The organism is Aneurinibacillus sp. UBA3580, from assembly GCF_002375825.1.
Classification (GTDB): Bacteria; Bacillota; Bacilli; order Aneurinibacillales; family Aneurinibacillaceae; genus Aneurinibacillus; species Aneurinibacillus danicus.
In genome coordinates this window covers 19393-37566 of record NZ_DFMZ01000136.1, presented here as the reverse complement: position 1 = coordinate 37566, position 18174 = coordinate 19393, and the positions used below count along the sequence as shown (strand labels likewise).

Here is an 18174-nt window from a genome sequence, read left to right as displayed (position 1 = left end):
CCGCCCTTCCCCTCATTTTCATGTCGGGGTTGCGGCTGCCATGGTTGTTTTTGCGAATACTATCTTATTCTACCATACTACCTCCTTCGTTCGGAAACAACATACGATTCAACCTTGGCAAATACATCCATAATGTTAATGAGCGCGCCAGACTGAAAAGAATAAAGGAAAGCCACAACCCATGATTGTGATAAGATGGGGTGAACAACCAGGTAGCCAGCAGAAAGATAAGTAAAGAGTAAATCGTTGAGTTGCGAACGGGTCCAGCTTCCGTTGCCCCCGAAAAAACACCATAAAGCTGCAATCCCCAGAATGCAGCAAACGGGAACAATAAAACCCACGACGCATACATCATAATTTGTTCCTTCACATCATCAATGGTAGTAAACAGCGAAATGATCGACTCATTTCCGAAATAAAGTACAGCAGACAATATAACCGATGCAACCGCACCCCAGATTCCCGTAAGCCGCACGGTTCTTTTGTAAACAGAATAATTTTTCTCCCCAATGGAGCGCCCGACCAGAATACTGCTCGCATTCGCAAAACCATCCAAAAAATAAGCCATAATAAAATGAATTTGAAGCAGTACCGCATTGGCAGCAAGCGTTACTTTTCCAAAGGAAGCCCCATACGCCGTAAAAAGGTTAAACACCGCTAATAAACAAGCGGTACGAATAAACAAATCACGATTTACACGCATCATTTTCACCATCGGTTGCATAGAAAGGGCGTCTTTCCAGCGAACAAAAAGATGGCGAAGCGGCAAATGAAGCCCGATTAACCATATTCCTAATCCCGCTGCCGATACTTCCGCGATCAACGTAGCAACAGCAACGCCCGCCACATTCATATGAAAGTAAGATACGAGTACAATAGCGAGCACGATATTGAGTACATTCATGGAGATTTGCAAGAGTAAGGACGCTTTTATACGGGACATCCCCATTAACCAGCCTAAAATGGTGTAATTCAAAAGCGCAAACGGCGCGCCCCAAATGCGAATATCCACATACGACTCTGCATGTTCTAGCACGGATGGCTCTGCGCCAATCATCCAAAAAGACGCCTGTTTAATTGGCTTCTGTAAAACAATAAAGACAAGCCCCATTGCCAGCGCAATCATTGCCGGACGCAACAAAGCCAATCCCATCTCTCTGGGATCATTCGCTCCATGTGCCTGCGCGCTAAACCCTGAAGTGCTCACCCGCAAAAATCCCAAAAGCCAGTACATCGTATTAAAAATCAGCGTCCCAACAGCAACCCCGCCTAAATATGCCGGATCAGATAATCTTCCTACTACCGCTGTATCGACGGCACCAAGCAAGGGGGTAGAAAGCGTTGAGATCATTAATGGAATGGCCAAAGCTAAATACTCACGATGAGATAGTGAACCATTACGAATATGTTTTTCATGCACGTTTTTCCCTCCTTTCCCCTACCATTCCTGTTTTTATAACCATAACGGCACCACATAACCTTCGTTACCTTTGCTTTTTTCTCGATAGAGCTATGCAGGCAGTAATGATGAAAATCCCTCCTACAACGGTTAACGTATCAGGCACTTCTGTCCAGAATAAAAATCCCCACATAGCATTAAAAACAATGCCAATATAGCGAGTCACTTCTACAACAACGACATTCTCATGGGTAAATGCTTTCGTTAAAAATACTTGTCCAAGCAAAGAAACAACCCCAATGCATGTAAGGTAGAAGAATTCAAGCGGCGTTGGCACCACAAAATGGTTCCACATAAGCGGAATCGAAACCATAGCAGCTGTCGCCAGGAAATAAAATACAATTTCGTACGAATGGTACTTTTTACTTAAATAGCGTATACTGGTTGCTGCACCCGCAGCGAATAAGGCACTAAGAATACCAACGAACGCATGTATGGAGTAACTTGAGTAATGAAATGGTTTCACAAGTAAAACTGCGCCTAAAATAACAAGAGGGAATAAAAAAAGCACTTTTTTGGACATTCTCTCCTTTAGAAATACAGCAGAGAGAATAATGGCGAAAAAGGGGGATAAATGTGCTAATATACTTGCATCTGTTAGTGGTATCTTAGAAATGGTATAGAAATAGGCAAGTAAATAACAAGCGCCAAGAACACCTCGCAATGCAAGTAAAGGGACTCCTTCCGTAGAAAATGCCACTTTGCTGTGTCTCATCATGAAATAGATGATGACGGTTCCGATAATGCTCCTAAAAAACACAACCTCAGCTGAAGGAATTGACAAACTAACTGCCTTTACAAGGGCGTTCATAATGCTAAAAACAAGGGAAGAAAAAATCGCAAGAATAACTCCATTCTTCATTTTTACCTCTAAAAACTTTTTCTGATTCATTTCACTAACTGACCGCGGCGACCAGCTGCCGCGTATATTCGTGCCGGTCCTCGCTCATCATTTGATCGCTTGCGAACTGGTCCACAATTCGCCCCGCCTTCATCACAATGATCCGGTCGCTCATGATCCGCACCGCTGCAATATCATGAGAAATAAACAGGCAGGCCATGCCGAGCTTTGTCTGCATACTTTTCAACAGGTGCAAAATCTGAGTCTGTACTGACACATCCAGACTGGAGGTCGGCTCGTCGCAAATCAGCAACTTAGGACTCAGGCTGATTCCTCGGGCTATGGCAACACGCTGCCGCTGCCCGCCGCTTAACTCATGCGGATAACGGTCCATATGCGCCGCTTGCAGCCCGACCATTTCCAGCAATTTAGCCGCCGTATCTCTTCGGGAATGCCGCACGTCCGCCAGGAACGACGGCTTGACATCCGGGAAGTTATCCAGCGGCTCCATAATCGACCGCCAAATCGGCAATCGCTGGTTCAGTGAAGAGGTTGGGTCCTGAAATACGACCTGAATATGCTTCCTTGTTTCACGCAAAGCCCGACCTTTCAGCTCAAAGAGGGAGGTGCCGTTTAACAGAACCTCTCCGCTATCCGGCTGATCGAGTGCAAGGAGAAGCCGCGTAAGCGTACTCTTACCACTGCCGCTCTCCCCGACGATCCCCAGGCACTCTCCTTCACTGATTCGCAGCGATACGTCTTGTACGGCCGAAACGATACTACCGGACTCTCTATACGTCTTAAAAAGCCGGTTGACTATTAAAAGATCATTCACGTGAATTCCGCCTCCCATCTGCTGGTGGACTGTGCTGTTTCAGCCGCTTCTGCTTCCATAGCAAACCCTCTATGAATTTCTGAAAGAAGCGGCCTCGCTTTTAGCAGCATCTGCGTATACGGATGGCGCGCCTGCAGGCGTAACGTTTCAGCCGACTCCATCTCCACAATGCGCCCGTCTTTCATTACGGCAATGGTATCCGCTCGCTTCATAACATGCCGCAAATCGTGCGAGATCATCAGTACGGCGCAGCCGGTCTGCCGCTGCAGCCTGGTCAGCACATCAAGCACCCGTTCTCCGGTCAGCACGTCAAGCGCTGTTGTAGGCTCGTCGGCGATAAGCAACTCCGGCTGCAGCATCATGGCAGCGGCCAATGCGGCCCGCTGCCGCTGCCCGCCGCTTAGTTGAAACGGGTAACTGTTAAACACACGCTCCGCAGGCAGGTCTACCTGATGAAGCCATTCTAACGCGACAGACTTCGCCTCATTAAAGGACAACTCACAATGACTGCGAATCGTCTCTACAAGCTGCTTTCCTACTTTTATAAACGGTGTAAAGCTTCCCTGATAATCCTGAAATACAAATCCTATTTTTTTGCCGCGCAGCCGTCGTTTCATCTTATCCGGCCACAGGAGGATATCCTCTCCCTGAAACACGATCCGTCCCCCGCCAATGTGCAGCGAATTCGGCAGCAATCCCAAAACCGCGCTTGCTGTTACACTTTTCCCGCTGCCGCTTTCCCCGACAAGCGCAAGTGTTTCCCCCCGGCGAATCGAGAAGCTACTATCATGAACGAGCATATATCGCCTTTTTCCCTGTTGTGCATAAACTTTTAAGTTCTCCAACCGCAGCACCGATTCGGATGCGGAAAGCGAGGCTACAGGCTGCCCCGTTTCATATCCGTTTGGCAAAACTTTGTTTCTCTCGCGTTCTAACAACAACTGTGACATATTCCACCTCCCACGGGCAGCGCCTCATCTGCTTCGAACGTCCAAAATATGGCGAAGTCCGTCGCTGATCAGGTTACAGGAAACGACAACCAACATGATGGCAACGCCCGGATAAATCATTAATTCAGGTACCGTTTGAAAATAAGGCCGCCCATCATTCAGCATCGCTCCCCATTCCGGAGCCGACGGTTGAGCGCCCAAACCTAGATACGACAACGCAGAAATGATCAATATAATTTTGCCGATGTCCAGCGCAGCAAGCACCACAACAGGAGAGATGATTTGCGGAAGTAAATGCCGCCACAGCACCGTCCACGTACTGCAACCGGCGACACGAGCAGCCAGCACATATTCCTTCTCCCGCTCGGACAGTACGATACTTCTAACGACGCGGGCATACCCAATCCATTTGACCAATACGATCGACAACATTAGGTTCGTCAGGCTCGGACCGAGAAACCCGGAAATTGCGATAGCCAGTATAAATTCAGGCAATGCACCAACACCGTCGACAACCCTCATCAATAACGCGTCAACACGGCCACCGACATATCCAGACAACAGCCCTACCGGGATGCCGATCAGCGTTACCGAGATGATGACAAAGGCCGAAATGCCGAGCGTGGTCTTAGCACCCGCAACCAGTCTGGAGAAAATACATCTTCCCAAATGGTCCGTGCCAAGCGGATACTGCCAGCTGGGCGACTGAAGACGCTCCGACATTTTAACGGCCAACGAATCGTTCGGCACAATAAATGGACCGATTAGCGTGAGCAGAATAATAATAGCCAATATCCCCGTTCCCAGTGCCGTCATCGGATCGCGCAGCATGCTCCGCCATGTATTCCGGCGTATCGGTGATTGACGGAAAACGGTAGAAACATTCACATTCACGATAGCTCCCCCTTTCCATAACGAATCCGGGGATCGAGCAGACCGTAACTTAAATCAACCAGCAAATTAACCACAACGACAAAAACACCTGTCAGCAGCACATAGCCCTGAATGACCGGGTAATCCCGCTGAAAGATCGCTTCCACCGCCATGCTACCAAGCCCCGGCCAGGAAAACAGCGTCTCAATTACAACTGTTCCAGCCAGCAAACTGCCGATGCTCATCCCAAAAACTGTCACAACAGGCAGAAGCGCTGCCCGCAATGCATGTCTCCATAGAATGCGCCATTCCGCAATGCCTCTCGCCCGCGCCGCGCGGATGTATTCCTGCGACAGGCTTTCCAGCAGCCCGGCACGGAGCAAGCGGGCATATACGGCCGCCATCGCAAAACCGAGGGTAACGGAAGGAAGAATCATATGCTGGGCGCTTCCTTTGCCCATTGTCGGCAGCCATTGTAGTTTAAAAGCAAACACATAAATAAGCAGTAGCCCCATCCAGAAGCTCGGGATGGACGCACCGAGCAGAGCAAGAAAACGGCTCAGATGATCCGGCCAACGCCCCGGATATTTAGCGGCCAACAGACCAAGCGGAACAGCAATCAGCACCATGACAGCAAGCCCTCCTACCGTTAATTGAATGGTGGTAGGTAGTCGCGCGATCATTTCGTCCAAAACCGGCTTCTCTTTAATATAAGAATTTCCGAAATCAAGCTGCAGCACGTTCAGCATCCATTCACCATACTGGACCAGCAATGGCCGATCGAAGCCAAGCTCTTTACGAAGCGCGGCTTCGTCGGCCTGGGTAACCGCCAGTTCATCAACTTCCAAAATACGCAGCACCGGATCACCCGGTGCAAGCTTCATTAACGTAAAAGTCAACAGGGACAACAGAAACAATACGAATACAAGCTGCAACAGTCGTGCTTTGACCAACTTCAGCACGCTACTTCACATCCATTTTATTGGTAACTATATAGTATTCTGTCGCACCAGGCTTCCAATCGACGACTCTTTTGTTGACACCGACGATAATATTCGGATAGACCGCAAACGAATGGAAGACCTCCCGGTTAATAATACTGACCGCTTCCTGTGTTAACTGTACCCGTTTCTGCATGTCGGCAGTTGCGTTTAATCGTGCCACAACTTCGTTTACCTTATCATTATTGATATGGGTCGGATTCAGCGATCCACCCGGGATGAAAGCCGAATTCAGATAGAATCCTCCGTCGCCACGCGGCGCGGACAGGTTGCTGTACGTCACCAAGTCCCAGTCTTTATTCTCACGCAAATACGTATCCACATCTTCTACCATTTTAATCTGCATAGTCACTCCGGCCTTTGCTGCATCTGACTGCAACAATTGAGCAATAAGCGGCAGTTCCGGTCGCCCTTTGTATGTAAGAACCTCCAGCGTCAGCGGTTTGCCATCCTTCGTCAGCTTTCCATCAGCTCCCGCTTTAAACCCGGCTTCCTCCAGCAGCTTCTTCGCCTCGGCTATATTCAACTTGTGTATCGGCTCTTTGCTTCCGAATGGTAGACGGGTGTTAAACGGACCATTGGCCGGCGTCGCATTCCCAAGCATAATGTCATTCGCGATACTTTCACGGTCGAGCAGCAGATCAATCGCCTTTCTTACTTTAACATCTTGAAACAGAGGCTTCTGATGGTTATACAGCAGGAAGTGAACCCTAAGCCCCGGTACCGAATCCACTTTAAGCTGGCTGTCTTTTTGAATAGCCTCGACCGTTTCGGCCGGAACCTGATACACGATGTCCGCTTCTTTGGATTGTAATGCCAGCGCCCTTACGTTGCCGTCCTCATTGAATTTGAAAGACACCTCGTTCAATTTCGCCTTGCCATCCCAGTACCCATCGTAACGTTCCAGCAAAATTTCAATATTCGGCGTAAACTGCTTCACTTTGAACGGACCTGTGCCGACAGGGGCATTGTTGAACGCTTTCGTTCCCATTTTCTTTTCCGCTTCGACGCTAATCACGGATGCATACGGGCTGACTAGCTCCGATGGCAGTGCCGGATGCGGCTCCTTTGTCACAATCGTCAATTGTTGGCCGTCCGCTTTCATCGAAGCGATTTTTAATGCACTCGCTAATTTATCGCTTGCAGCAATTCCACGTTCGAATGAAGCTTTAACCGCAGCAGCGTCTACCTTTGTTCCGTCCTGGAATGTTACACCGTCACGGATCGTAAACACCCATGTGCGATCGCCTTTGGCCTCCCATTTTGTCGCCAGCCATGGTTTGATCTCCAGCTTCTCATCCAAACGAACAAGCGTTTCTACCACACCTGCCTGAAGCGCTGCAAAGCCGTTATGCGGATCGAGACTCCCGCTTTTGAAATTAAAAATAATCGTCGCTTTTTTATTCTTTGTATCCTGCTGTTGGCCAGCATTCGATTTGCTGTTACCACTTACTTGTTCGTTTTGGCTGCAACCTGACATTACAACCGCCGCACACAGCAGAAGCGAAATAAGAAATGCAATCATGCAGATTTTCTTGTGCAGGAATAAATACATGATAAAACCACTCTCCTCTTGACTGCGTATTATAATGCCGAAAATAATAATTATTACTATTTGGATTCTATTATCGGTTCTATTTTTTGTCAAGAAAATCAATTTTTCACATAGTAACATCTTAAAAGATTTAGGCATTAATCCCTTTCATCAAAGGGAAATGAGGCTTATTTACAGATCGCTCCGAGCTAATTTTATTTCATATTCATTACGAAATATAAGCCATTAATGAATCTTATTGATTCGTTTTTTCAAGATAGGTAAATACCGGGCACAATAAAAGCACCTCTCTTTTTACAAGAGAGGTGCTTAGCAAATTCACGACAAATAGCCCCAAAAAATAACTCGTGAAATAAATGATCATACACCCCCTCATCCTCGTGAGTTTGTTGTGTGCCTTACAGTGAGGCAGGTCTCCTGACTTATGGATCATCACCGCTCTACGCCTTCCCATTCCAGAATCGAAACAGTGGCATGTCATAGAGCAGCTCCTCATTTACAGTGGCGGGACCGTGCCGGATTTTCACCGGTCTTCCCTTTTAAGCGAAAATAGTCATCTATTTCCGCACCTCTCTGCTTTCCTTATGTAATTTTAGAATAATCATACAATTTAAAATCCGTTTATGTCTACATTTTTACAAACAAAATTTCTTAGTAAAGGATAAAAAGCAGAAGGTTTTTCTTTCGGTTTTGGCGCAAAGCTCTTCTAACCTTCTGCTTTTCACTCCCTCTATCCTCTCACTGCCGTATGAATACATCAAAGAATATGTTGCATCTGCAAGCGCGCTTCGGAACGCTTGCGGTCACGCTCCAATATTGGAGCAAGGAAATGTCCGGTATACGACTCCTTCACGCCTGCGATTTCCTCCGGGGTACCTTCGGCTACAATTGTACCGCCGCGGCTTCCGCCTTCCGGTCCCAGATCGATGATATAATCCGCTGTCTTAATAACATCCAGATTATGCTCAATCACCAGCACGGTATCCCCGGCATCCACCAGACGCTGCAATACTTTCAATAGACGATCAATATCATCGATATGCAGTCCTGTTGTCGGTTCGTCCAAAATATAAAGCGTCTTACCGTTGCTCCGACGGTATAACTCAGAGGCCAATTTTACGCGCTGTGCTTCTCCACCGGATAACGTTGTCGCCGGTTGCCCAAGCGTAATATAGCCGAGACCCACATCGTAAAGAGTTTGCAGCTTGCGCTGAATACGCGGGATATTCTTAAAGAATTCCAGTGCATCTTCCACTGTCATTTCCAGCACATCTGCAATGTTTTTTCCTTTGTAGCGAACTTCCAGCGTTTCACGATTATACCGCTTCCCGTGACACACTTCACATGGCACATACACATCCGGCAGGAAATGCATCTCAATTTTGATAATGCCGTCGCCGCGGCACGCTTCACAGCGACCGCCTTTTACGTTGAAACTGAAGCGGCCTTTCTGGTAGCCGCGCATTTTCGCTTCGTTCGTCTGTGCGAACAGATCTCGAATGTCGTCGAACACGCCCGTATATGTCGCCGGATTGGAACGCGGTGTACGCCCGATTGGCGACTGATCGATGTCGATAACTTTATCCAGATGCTCGATGCCTTCAAGCTTGCGGAATGCACCTGGCTTCTGCTTCGACTTGTGCAACTCACGGGCCAATGCCTTGTGTAAGATTTCGTTAATCAACGTCGATTTACCGGAGCCGGATACGCCGGTCACACATGTGAAAACACCAAGCGGCACTTTTAGCGTGACGTTGCGCAAGTTGTTTTCTTTCGCACCAAGCACTTTAATCCATTTTCCGTTTGGTTGACGGCGTTCCAGCGGCACAGGGATAAACTTGCGTCCGCTCAAATACTGGCCGGTAAGCGAATTCTCATCATCCATTACTTCCTGCGGTGTCCCCTGGGATACGACCTTACCGCCATGAATACCGGCACCCGGTCCGATGTCGATGATATAGTCTGCCGCCATCATCGTATCTTCGTCGTGCTCAACCACAATCAACGTATTACCCAGGTCACGCATATGCTCAAGCGTTTTGATAAGGCGGGCATTATCGCGCTGATGCAGTCCGATGCTCGGCTCATCCAGGATGTACAGTACGCCCATCAGACTGGAACCAATCTGCGTCGCCAGGCGAATCCGCTGCGCTTCTCCTCCGGATAATGTACCCGCGGCACGGCTCATCGTCAGATAATCCAGTCCGACGTCCACCAGGAACTGCAGACGTGCTTTAATTTCTTTTAAAATAAGACGGGCAATCTGCATTTCTTTCTCGGTCAGCACGAGGCCATCAAAGAATTCATGCGCATCCGCAATCGAAAGGTCAGTAACATACGCAATGTTTTTGTGGTTCACCGTTACTGCCAGCGCTTCTGGACGCAGGCGATGGCCTTTGCAGGACGGACATTTCTTCTGGCTCATGTACATCTCAAGCTGCTGGCGCACATAATCGGAACCGGTCTCGCGATACCGACGAGCCACATTATTTACGACACCCTCGAATGTCATATACGTATCACGAACGGTCGTGCTGAAATCACTTTTGTAGCGGAAATGCAGCTTCTCGTTTCCACTGCCGAACAGCAGAACATGCCGCTGTTCTTCCGTCAGTTCCTCAAACGGCTTGTCCAAATCGATTTTGTAGTGCTCGGCCACGCAGGAAAGAATTTGCTCATAGTAATTGGAAGTCGAACTGTTCCACGGTTCAAGCGCTCCTTCATTTACACTCTTGGAAGGATCCGGCACAACCAGGTCCGGATCAACCTCCAGTTGACTGCCCAATCCGTCACATTTCGAGCATGCCCCAAACGGACTGTTAAACGAGAACATACGGGGTTCCAGATCAGGCATGCTGAAGCCGCACACCGGACAGGCAAGGTTCTGGCTGAACAGCAGTTCTTCTTCCCCGATAATGTCTACCAGCACCCGGCCTTCGGCGAGGCGAAGCGCCGTTTCCAGCGAATCTGCCAGGCGGCTCTGGATGCCCTCTTTCACAACAATCCGGTCGATGACCACTTCAATGGAGTGCTTTTTGTTCTTCTCCAGCTTAATCTCTTCCGACAAGTCCCGCACTTCGCCATCGACGCGCACGCGCACATATCCTTGCGCACGAATATCGTCAAGCAATTTCACGTGCTCGCCTTTCCGCCCCTGTACGAGCGGTGCCAGAATTTGCAGGCGTGTTTTCTCCGGATACCCCAGAATGCGATCCACCATCTGCTCTATCGTTTGCGCCGTAATCTCTACCCCGTGTTCCGGACAGTGCGGCCGTCCGATGCGGGCAAAGAGGAGACGGAGATAATCGTAAATCTCCGTAACGGTACCTACAGTAGAACGGGGATTGCGGCTGGTCGTCTTCTGGTCGATGGAGATGGCCGGAGACAGCCCGTCAATGGAATCGACGTCCGGCTTGTCCATCTGACCCAGAAACTGGCGTGCATAGGCGGACAGCGACTCGACATAACGCCGCTGTCCTTCCGCGTAAATCGTATCAAACGCAAGCGACGACTTACCCGAGCCGGACAAGCCGGTCAGCACGACAAACTTGTCCCGGGGAATCGTCACATCTATATTTTTCAGGTTATGGGCACGCGCGCCCTTAATCACAATATTTTCGCGGCTCATTCGTTTTTCATCCTTCCGCCTTTAACTCAAGAATTAAATCGCGCAGTTCAGCCGCACGCTCGAAGTTCAGCGCACGGGCCGCTTCCTTCATCTCTTCTTCGAGACGCAGCAAGACGTCCTTTCTCTCTTTCTTGCTCAGCTTGCTGTACGCCTTCTGCGGCAGGTACTCTTCCTGCTCTTCTGCCGCTTTAGTCGCCTCGATGACTTCGCGCACCGCTTTGCGGATCGTCTGCGGCGTAATGCCATGCTCTTCATTGTATGCAATCTGACGCTCACGGCGGCGGTTCGTCTCCTCGACGGCGCGCTCAATCGATTGCGTCATTTTATCCGCGTACATGATGACGTGGCCGCTTGCGTTTCTTGCGGCGCGGCCAATTGTCTGAATCAATGATCGCTCGTTGCGCAGGAAGCCTTCTTTGTCTGCATCCAGAATCGCCACCAGCGACACTTCCGGTATATCTAACCCTTCCCGTAAAAGGTTAATTCCAATCAAGACATCGAACGTTCCTATCCGTAAATCGCGGATAATCTGCATCCTCTCAATCGTTTTGATATCCGAGTGCAGATAGCGAACTTTAATGCCCACTTCTTTCAGATAATCGGTCAGGTCTTCGGCCATTTTTTTCGTAAGCGTGGTGACAAGCACACGCTCATTCTTCTCAATCCGCTCGTTAATTTCACCCAGTAAATCGTCAATCTGCCCTTTAGAAGGACGAATGTCGATCGTCGGATCTAAGAGTCCGGTCGGACGGATTACCTGCTCGACGAAATCCGGTGCCTTTTCCAGCTCATACGGTCCCGGCGTTGCCGATACGTAGATAATTTGCTTTACATGTTTTTCGAACTCTTCGAATGTAAGCGGGCGGTTGTCTGCCGCAGACGGCAGACGGAAGCCGTGGTTAATCAACATTTCCTTGCGGGCTTTGTCACCGTTGTACATGCCGCGAATCTGCGGCAGCGTAATATGCGACTCGTCTATCATAATCAGAAAATCATCCGGGAAGTAATCCAGCAGCGTATACGGTGTCGCTCCTGGTGGCAGGCCGTTCAGGTGGCGCGAGTAGTTCTCGACGCCGGAGCAATAGCCCATCTCCTGCAGCATCTCGATATCATAGCGTGTCCGTTGTTCCAGGCGCTGCGCTTCCAGCAGCTTACCCTGCTCTTTAAAATACGCAAGCTGCTCTTCCAGTTCGGCTTCAATGCTCTTGATGGCACGCTGCATCTTATCCTGACCCGTGACATAGTGGGACGCCGGAAAGATTGCAACGTGCTCGCGCTCTGCCAGCACTTCTCCGGTCAATGCGTCAATCTCGGTAATCCGCTCAATCTCATCACCAAAAAACTCCACACGAATCGCGTGTTCGCTGTTAGCCGCCGGGAAAATCTCCACGACGTCCCCGCGCACGCGGAATGTACCGCGCGTAAAGTTAACGTCATTTCGATTATATTGAATGTCTATCAGCTTGCGAAGCACATCATCACGGTTCTTCTCCATACCACGCCGCAGAGAAAGCAGCAGCGCTTTGTATTCCTGCGGTGAACCCAAACCATAAATACAGGACACACTGGCAACAATGATGACATCTTCACGTTCAAACAGCGCGCTGGTCGCGGAATGGCGCAGTTTGTCAATTTCCTCATTGATGCTGGCGTCCTTCTCGATGTAAGTATCCGATTGCGGAATGTAGGCTTCAGGCTGATAGTAATCGTAGTAGCTTACGAAGTATTCGACCGCGTTGTTGGGGAAAAACTCTTTAAACTCGCTGGCAAGCTGCGCCGCGAGCGTCTTGTTGTGGGCAATGACAAGCGTTGGCTTTTGGACTTTATTGATGACCTGGGCCATGGTGAACGTCTTCCCCGTTCCCGTCGCCCCCAGCAGCGTCTGGTGCTTCTTCCCATTCAAAATTCCTTCCGACAACTTCGCTATTGCGGTAGGCTGGTCTCCCTGAGGGTTGTACTCGGAGACAAGCTCGAATTTTTGGCTCAGCTTTTCCAAGGTTTCACCTTTCCTTCGTTATCATGCTGCATTTCATTATATCATAATTGCATATACGAACGTATGATTTCCAATAATTTTTTCGAACGTAGGTTCGAGAGTGAAACTACCGTGGCTTTTCAGCCGCAACCCTGATATGAAAACCATGGGAAGGGTGGCTACCTTTTTGTGGTACGAAGGAAAAAGAGGAAAGAATGAGGAGAGGATTTTGATTTTGAAGACGGAAAATTATAAAGAGGGAATAAATCCGATAAGAACAAATGTTTTTGACTACTATATTTTTATGTTTTACAAGAAAAATAATAAATATAAAAATATAGTTGTGGTATAATATTGCTGTAAGATTACGTAAAATAAAAAGAGACCGCAGGTGCAACTGCGGTCCAATGTACAACGGTGTGCCCGTAAGGACTCATCGAGATATCAGTCAAACACCCCCCTTGAGCCGGCCAGCTTGTAAGGGGGGTGTTACTTTGTTAGCGCAACGATTGACCGCTTGGATTAAGCCAATGATTAACAAACCAAACGTCAGCATAATAATAATCACTTTGCCAGTCTTCATCGATTATCACCTCCCTTGCTACCACTTAACGCAAGGCAACAACGGGTTACGCGGTGATAAATCGAGGCCCCTACAAGTACGTTGTACAAGTAGCATTATATCACAGGAAACGACAGCTTTCTTAAAAAGTTACCAACAAAACAAGCACGCATTCGACAAAGCATTCTCCGTCTTCGCGGAAATGTCTTTTGGCTGATCGGCTTCGATACGACTCACAACCGCTTTAATCTCCTCGACATCCTTCTCGATTTTATCCAATTTCTGTACTTTCTCATAAATTTTTATCGTTTCAATGGATTCATGCCGCGCGCCCCTATTTTTCCGCTTCGTTCCGAGACAAAAGATATGGCGGTTCCATATATCTCCCGTCTGTCAAAAGAACGCGATACAGGTTCGTAGATCGGCGAATCTGGCTGATGTTGACGCGCCCTTCACAAAGAAGGAGGACATAAAAGTGGACATTCCCCTTTTTGTGGAATTTTAGCGGTGGTAGCCAAAATTTCTATAAAAGGTCGGAATGTCCTCTTTTTGTTCCCTTTTTTTCGACAATTTTTTGCAAGAGTCCAGTTAATAATAACAACTTTCTGACTTCAAACACCGAGTACAGGTTTTCATTAAAACATCGCCTGTATAGGTATGATTGCAACTTGCCTGAAGGTCAGCAAGCTCTGCTTTTAGGCTCTCTATTTTGGCCTTCAGCTCTTTTATTTCACTTATAATTTGACTCGCTTTGTTACTCATACAGAGGCCATCTCCTTATCCGCTCACCGATAAATATGACTGCCGCCGTCTTTGAACTCTTGAGCCTTTTCCTTTAATCCCTTTTCTAACGCCTCGTTGTTCGTTAATCCATGATGATTGGCATACTCCCGGATTTCATGCGTGATTTTCATACTGCAGAATTTCGGTCCGCACATCGAACAAAAATGCGCCGTCTTTGCCCCTTCTGCCGGCAAGGTTTCATCGTGATATTCCATGGCGCGTTCTGGATCTAATGATAAATGAAATTGGTCGCGCCAGCGAAACTCAAACCGGGCCTTGGAAAGGGCATTATCGCGAATTTGCGCTCCGGGGTGGCCTTTGGCTAAATCCGCAGCATGGGCGGCAATTTTATAGGCAATGATTCCATCCCGTACGTCCTCTTTATTCGGAAGCCCGAGATGTTCTTTCGGTGTAACATAACAGAGCATGGCCGTTCCGAACCAGCCAATCATGGCTGCACCAATCGCAGAAGTGATATGATCGTACCCCGGCGCGATGTCAGTTGTCAGAGGCCCTAATGTATAAAACGGGGCTTCCTGACAAATCTCCATCTGCTTATCCACATTCTCTTTAATTTTATGCATGGGAACATGACCGGGTCCCTCAATCATCACCTGTACATCATGTTTCCATGCAATTTTAGTCAGCTCACCCAACGTCTCTAACTCAGCGAATTGTGCCTCATCGTTTGCGTCTGCAATCGATCCTGGACGCAGGCCATCCCCTAGGGAAAAGGCTACGTCATACGTTTTCATAATTTCGCAGATTTCCTCGAAATGCGTATAGAGGAAGTTCTCTTCATGATGCGCCAGGCACCATGCCGCTAAGATAGATCCGCCACGTGACACGATTCCTGTGACCCGGTTGCTTGTAAGCGGGATGTAGCGAAGGAGAACTCCGGCATGGATTGTAAAATAATCTACACCTTGCTCGGCCTGCTCGATTAATGTGTCACGGTAGACTTCCCAGGTCAAATCCTCTGCCACTCCGTTTACTTTTTCCAGAGCTTGATAAATGGGAACAGTGCCAACAGGAACCGGAGAATTTCGAATAATCCATTCACGTGTTGTGTGTATGTTTTTTCCGGTAGATAAATCCATAATGGTGTCCGCTCCCCAGCGAATCGCCCACGTCATCTTTTCTACTTCTTCAGAGATAGAAGAAGTAACGGCGGAGTTTCCAATGTTTGCATTAATTTTTACATGGAAGTTTCGGCCGATAATCATCGGCTCGCTCTCCGGGTGATTAATATTAGAAGGAAGAATGGCGCGGCCTTCCGCGATTTCCTTCCGTACAAATTCAGGACTTACCCCTTCGCGAATGGCAACATACTCCATCTCCGGAGTAATCATACCTTTGCGGGCATAATGGAGCTGGGTAACATTTTGCCCTTTTTTCGCCCGCAGTGGTTTTCTCTTTAATCCAGGAAAAACCTCGCGATGGGGTGAACCCTCTTCTCCTTTTATTCCATCGTCTTCCGGTCTTACGTCACGTCCTTCATATTCTTCTACATCGCCTCGCTCCAGAATCCAATGACGGCGAAGTGCAGGAATTCCTTCACGAATATTTACGGAGTAACCGGGGTCAGTATAAACTCCGCTCGTATCATAGACACGAACGGGCTCATTTACCTGCGTTCCAAAACTTCCGGATGATTCGCTCAATTGAATCTCCCGCATAGGCACCCGGATATCCGGTCTGGACCCTTCTATGTATACTTTTTTACTGCCCGGAAACTTCTCAAGATTCGGGATAGAAACTGCGGTTTCAATCGATTTGGACATAAAAATAGCCTCCTTGGTTAGAAAATTCGAAGTATTTAGAACCCTCTATGGAGGCGGAAGGAGGACGTATATGATTAAAAAAGCCGCATAGAAAATGCGGCTTTGGATACACGTACCCCATGCAATATAAACATGAAGTGTCACTCATCCCTCCGCTGGCATTATCCAGTTCAGGTTCAACGGTCGATAACAGATTAGTTATCCTCTCAGCCTGATTCCTCAAGCTCCCGCGTAAATATTATATAACTTATAAACTACATTAACACAAATAACGAAGTATAACAACCTTCATCTACTACAAAAAAACCCTCTACTCCGTCAAGCTAATTCCTCGAATCCAACGGTACCCGACATACGTGCCGACGAGACCGCTGACTACGCCAAGCAAAACTACCGGAAGCGGCTGGTACGGTCCGTTGAAAACGGCCATCATGATGCCCAGTGTGGCAATGGCGCCGACCCAGATATTCAATGACACACGAGAAATCACCGCGGCAAGAATAAACGGAACAATCAGCGCAATGATATATTTTGCGATCATAACGATACATCCTTTCCCTGCTCGAGGGGCATCTCATTCGACTCAGCGTTGCGGCGCGTTCTCACCTTGCGGAACAGCCCGAATAACCGGCTGTATCCCTGCTCTACATACTCATCCGCCGCGGCGTCAGGTGCCACAATCAATCCCAGCTGATGATGGTCTCCCTGATACACGGAACGCTGAACGTATTTGATATGTCCTTCTTTATTCATTACTTCCATTTTACAGAAAGCCGATTGCTGCTGCAATGCCGGGTAAATCTCCTCCTTGCCGTGGATCTCGTGTCCGTTCACTCGCAGAATAACATCTCCCGTCACAATCTCCATCTCATCGGCCGGACTGCCGGGCACAACCGCCAGTACGCGCACACCTTTCTTCAATTGTACATATAGCGGCGTATGAACACGACGCTGCCATTCACCGTAGATACGCAGCGCTTCATGCCCGGCCAGTGCCAGCAGGCTGCCAAGAACGGCAAAAGGAAGCCAGAACGTTCCCAGATACGCTAGCACAAGCAATGCTACGCCGAGCCACACAATCATTTTACCCGCCCACTGCGCTTTTTCCTGGGGCGTGGACAACACCGCCAAATCCGCATACCCTGCTACAGACGGAACCGGAAGCAGGCTCAGTGCAGCTGCACCCGCATAGAACCACGGCCACCAGCCGGGCACATCCGGCGTGTAAATACCGGCTGCATCCCCCGCCACGAACAGAACGACCGGGATAAGCCAGTATTTCTGTATCGCATACGCGCCGACAACACGACCGCGCTGGCTCTTAATGAGGACCGGAGATAGTCCCTGCTTCGGCACGACACGAATAAGAATGCCTTCTGCGATATGCAATACGGCGACCAGCGCGAGGATGGCCGGGATGTTCACCTCCTGCAGCCATACAACCACTGTTTTAAACCACCCATTCAAACCATCCGAAGGCACAAGCTTCGCCAACGCGGACAGCACGGACAGCAAACCACCGCTATAGGCGAAAGACAAAAAGCGAATGTGAACGAATGCCAAAAGAGCACTTAAAATCCATAGCAAAACAATATCGTGATAAGAAGGTGCCGCACCGATGGCGAGCAGCACAAGAGAAGCGCCCAGGCCCGCTGCCGCACCGAACAGCAGCGCGCGCACCAGCTCTCCCGCTCCCGAAGTCACCCGTGCATGGAACAGCCTGCGCTCCTGCACAATCTGCTTACGGTATGCCCAGAATAACAGCAGCGCAAACACATACAAAGCCGGACTTATCAAAAATTTAGGAATCTGTATCAACAAATCAACAACAAATCCTGACCAATCATCCATTTTCTATCCTCCGAATCTAAAATCGAGCAATACTTACGCCTGCTTTCCCTTTTTTGTCGTTCGGCCAGAAAAGCTCT

General features: G+C 48.7%; 14 protein-coding genes and 2 riboswitches. All 14 genes read right to left on the bottom strand.

Features of this window, described 5'->3' with window-relative positions; translation table 11 throughout:
• Positions 1-64: 64 nt before the first annotated feature.
• Entirely contained in the window at positions 65-1420 is a 1356-nt protein-coding gene (locus tag B2899_RS18035) for an MATE family efflux transporter (protein ID WP_307724501.1), read from the bottom strand.
• 64 nt (positions 1421-1484) lie between these two features.
• Positions 1485-2351 (bottom strand): DMT family transporter, encoded by an 867-nt coding sequence (locus B2899_RS18030; protein WP_286887559.1) that lies wholly within the window; start codon positions 2349-2351, stop codon positions 1485-1487.
• A gap of 4 nt (positions 2352-2355) precedes the next feature.
• Positions 2356-3135: an ABC transporter ATP-binding protein gene (locus tag B2899_RS18025; RefSeq protein WP_246147425.1), complete on the bottom strand. Its 780-nt coding sequence runs from the start codon at positions 3133-3135 to the stop codon at positions 2356-2358.
• The gene (locus B2899_RS18020) at positions 3132-4085 is read right to left on the bottom strand and encodes an ATP-binding cassette domain-containing protein (RefSeq protein WP_174760629.1); all 954 of its coding nucleotides are present in this window, start codon (positions 4083-4085) and stop codon (positions 3132-3134) included. Before B2899_RS18020 ends, B2899_RS18025 begins: the two co-directional genes overlap by 4 nt.
• A gap of 24 nt (positions 4086-4109) precedes the next feature.
• Positions 4110-4973, bottom strand: coding sequence for a nickel transporter permease (nikC, locus tag B2899_RS18015; RefSeq protein WP_286887563.1), 864 nt, complete (start codon positions 4971-4973; stop codon positions 4110-4112).
• A gap of 2 nt (positions 4974-4975) precedes the next feature.
• Complete coding sequence (nikB, locus tag B2899_RS18010) at positions 4976-5917, bottom strand: nickel ABC transporter permease (RefSeq protein ID WP_371863585.1); 942 nt, start codon at positions 5915-5917, stop codon at positions 4976-4978.
• 4 nt (positions 5918-5921) lie between these two features.
• Positions 5922-7514, bottom strand: a complete 1593-nt coding sequence (gene nikA / locus B2899_RS18005) for a nickel ABC transporter substrate-binding protein (RefSeq protein ID WP_286887556.1) — start codon at positions 7512-7514, stop codon at positions 5922-5924.
• 390 nt (positions 7515-7904) lie between these two features.
• A riboswitch (cobalamin riboswitch) is annotated at positions 7905-8102 on the bottom strand.
• A gap of 169 nt (positions 8103-8271) precedes the next feature.
• The gene (gene uvrA, locus B2899_RS18000; RefSeq protein WP_286887554.1) at positions 8272-11142 is read right to left on the bottom strand and encodes an excinuclease ABC subunit UvrA; all 2871 of its coding nucleotides are present in this window, start codon (positions 11140-11142) and stop codon (positions 8272-8274) included.
• 7 nt (positions 11143-11149) lie between these two features.
• Positions 11150-13129, bottom strand: a complete 1980-nt coding sequence (gene uvrB, locus B2899_RS17995) for an excinuclease ABC subunit UvrB (protein WP_146812026.1) — start codon at positions 13127-13129, stop codon at positions 11150-11152.
• A 436-nt stretch (positions 13130-13565) separates the two neighbouring features.
• Positions 13566-13700: a hypothetical protein gene (locus B2899_RS17990; RefSeq protein ID WP_286887552.1), complete on the bottom strand. Its 135-nt coding sequence runs from the start codon at positions 13698-13700 to the stop codon at positions 13566-13568.
• A 567-nt stretch (positions 13701-14267) separates the two neighbouring features.
• Positions 14268-14441, bottom strand: coding sequence for a hypothetical protein (locus tag B2899_RS17985; RefSeq protein WP_286887551.1), 174 nt, complete (start codon positions 14439-14441; stop codon positions 14268-14270).
• A 23-nt stretch (positions 14442-14464) separates the two neighbouring features.
• Positions 14465-16246, bottom strand: coding sequence for a phosphomethylpyrimidine synthase ThiC (thiC, locus tag B2899_RS17980; protein WP_146812020.1), 1782 nt, complete (start codon positions 16244-16246; stop codon positions 14465-14467).
• A 129-nt stretch (positions 16247-16375) separates the two neighbouring features.
• Positions 16376-16487: riboswitch (TPP riboswitch) on the bottom strand.
• Between the two features lie 69 nt (positions 16488-16556).
• Positions 16557-16787: a DUF2198 family protein gene (locus B2899_RS17975; RefSeq protein ID WP_146812021.1), complete on the bottom strand. Its 231-nt coding sequence runs from the start codon at positions 16785-16787 to the stop codon at positions 16557-16559.
• Complete coding sequence (locus B2899_RS17970; RefSeq protein ID WP_286887548.1) at positions 16784-18097, bottom strand: PDZ domain-containing protein; 1314 nt, start codon at positions 18095-18097, stop codon at positions 16784-16786. Before B2899_RS17970 ends, B2899_RS17975 begins: the two co-directional genes overlap by 4 nt.
• Between the last annotated feature and the right edge of the window lie 77 nt (positions 18098-18174).

Coding starts and splice junctions, on each gene's coding strand:
- B2899_RS18020 (WP_174760629.1), bottom strand. CDS start 4,085: ATGTCACAGTTGTTGTTAGAACGCGAGAGAAACAAAGTTTTGCCAAAC.
- uvrA (WP_286887554.1), bottom strand. CDS start 11,142: ATGAGCCGCGAAAATATTGTGATTAAGGGCGCGCGTGCCCATAACCTG.
- B2899_RS18030 (WP_286887559.1), bottom strand. CDS start 2,351: ATGAATCAGAAAAAGTTTTTAGAGGTAAAAATGAAGAATGGAGTTATT.
- B2899_RS17970 (WP_286887548.1), bottom strand. CDS start 18,097: ATGGATGATTGGTCAGGATTTGTTGTTGATTTGTTGATACAGATTCCT.
- B2899_RS17990 (WP_286887552.1), bottom strand. CDS start 13,700: ATGAAGACTGGCAAAGTGATTATTATTATGCTGACGTTTGGTTTGTTA.
- thiC (WP_146812020.1), bottom strand. CDS start 16,246: ATGTCCAAATCGATTGAAACCGCAGTTTCTATCCCGAATCTTGAGAAG.
- B2899_RS17985 (WP_286887551.1), bottom strand. CDS start 14,441: ATGAGTAACAAAGCGAGTCAAATTATAAGTGAAATAAAAGAGCTGAAG.
- nikA (WP_286887556.1), bottom strand. CDS start 7,514: ATGTATTTATTCCTGCACAAGAAAATCTGCATGATTGCATTTCTTATT.
- B2899_RS17975 (WP_146812021.1), bottom strand. CDS start 16,787: ATGATCGCAAAATATATCATTGCGCTGATTGTTCCGTTTATTCTTGCC.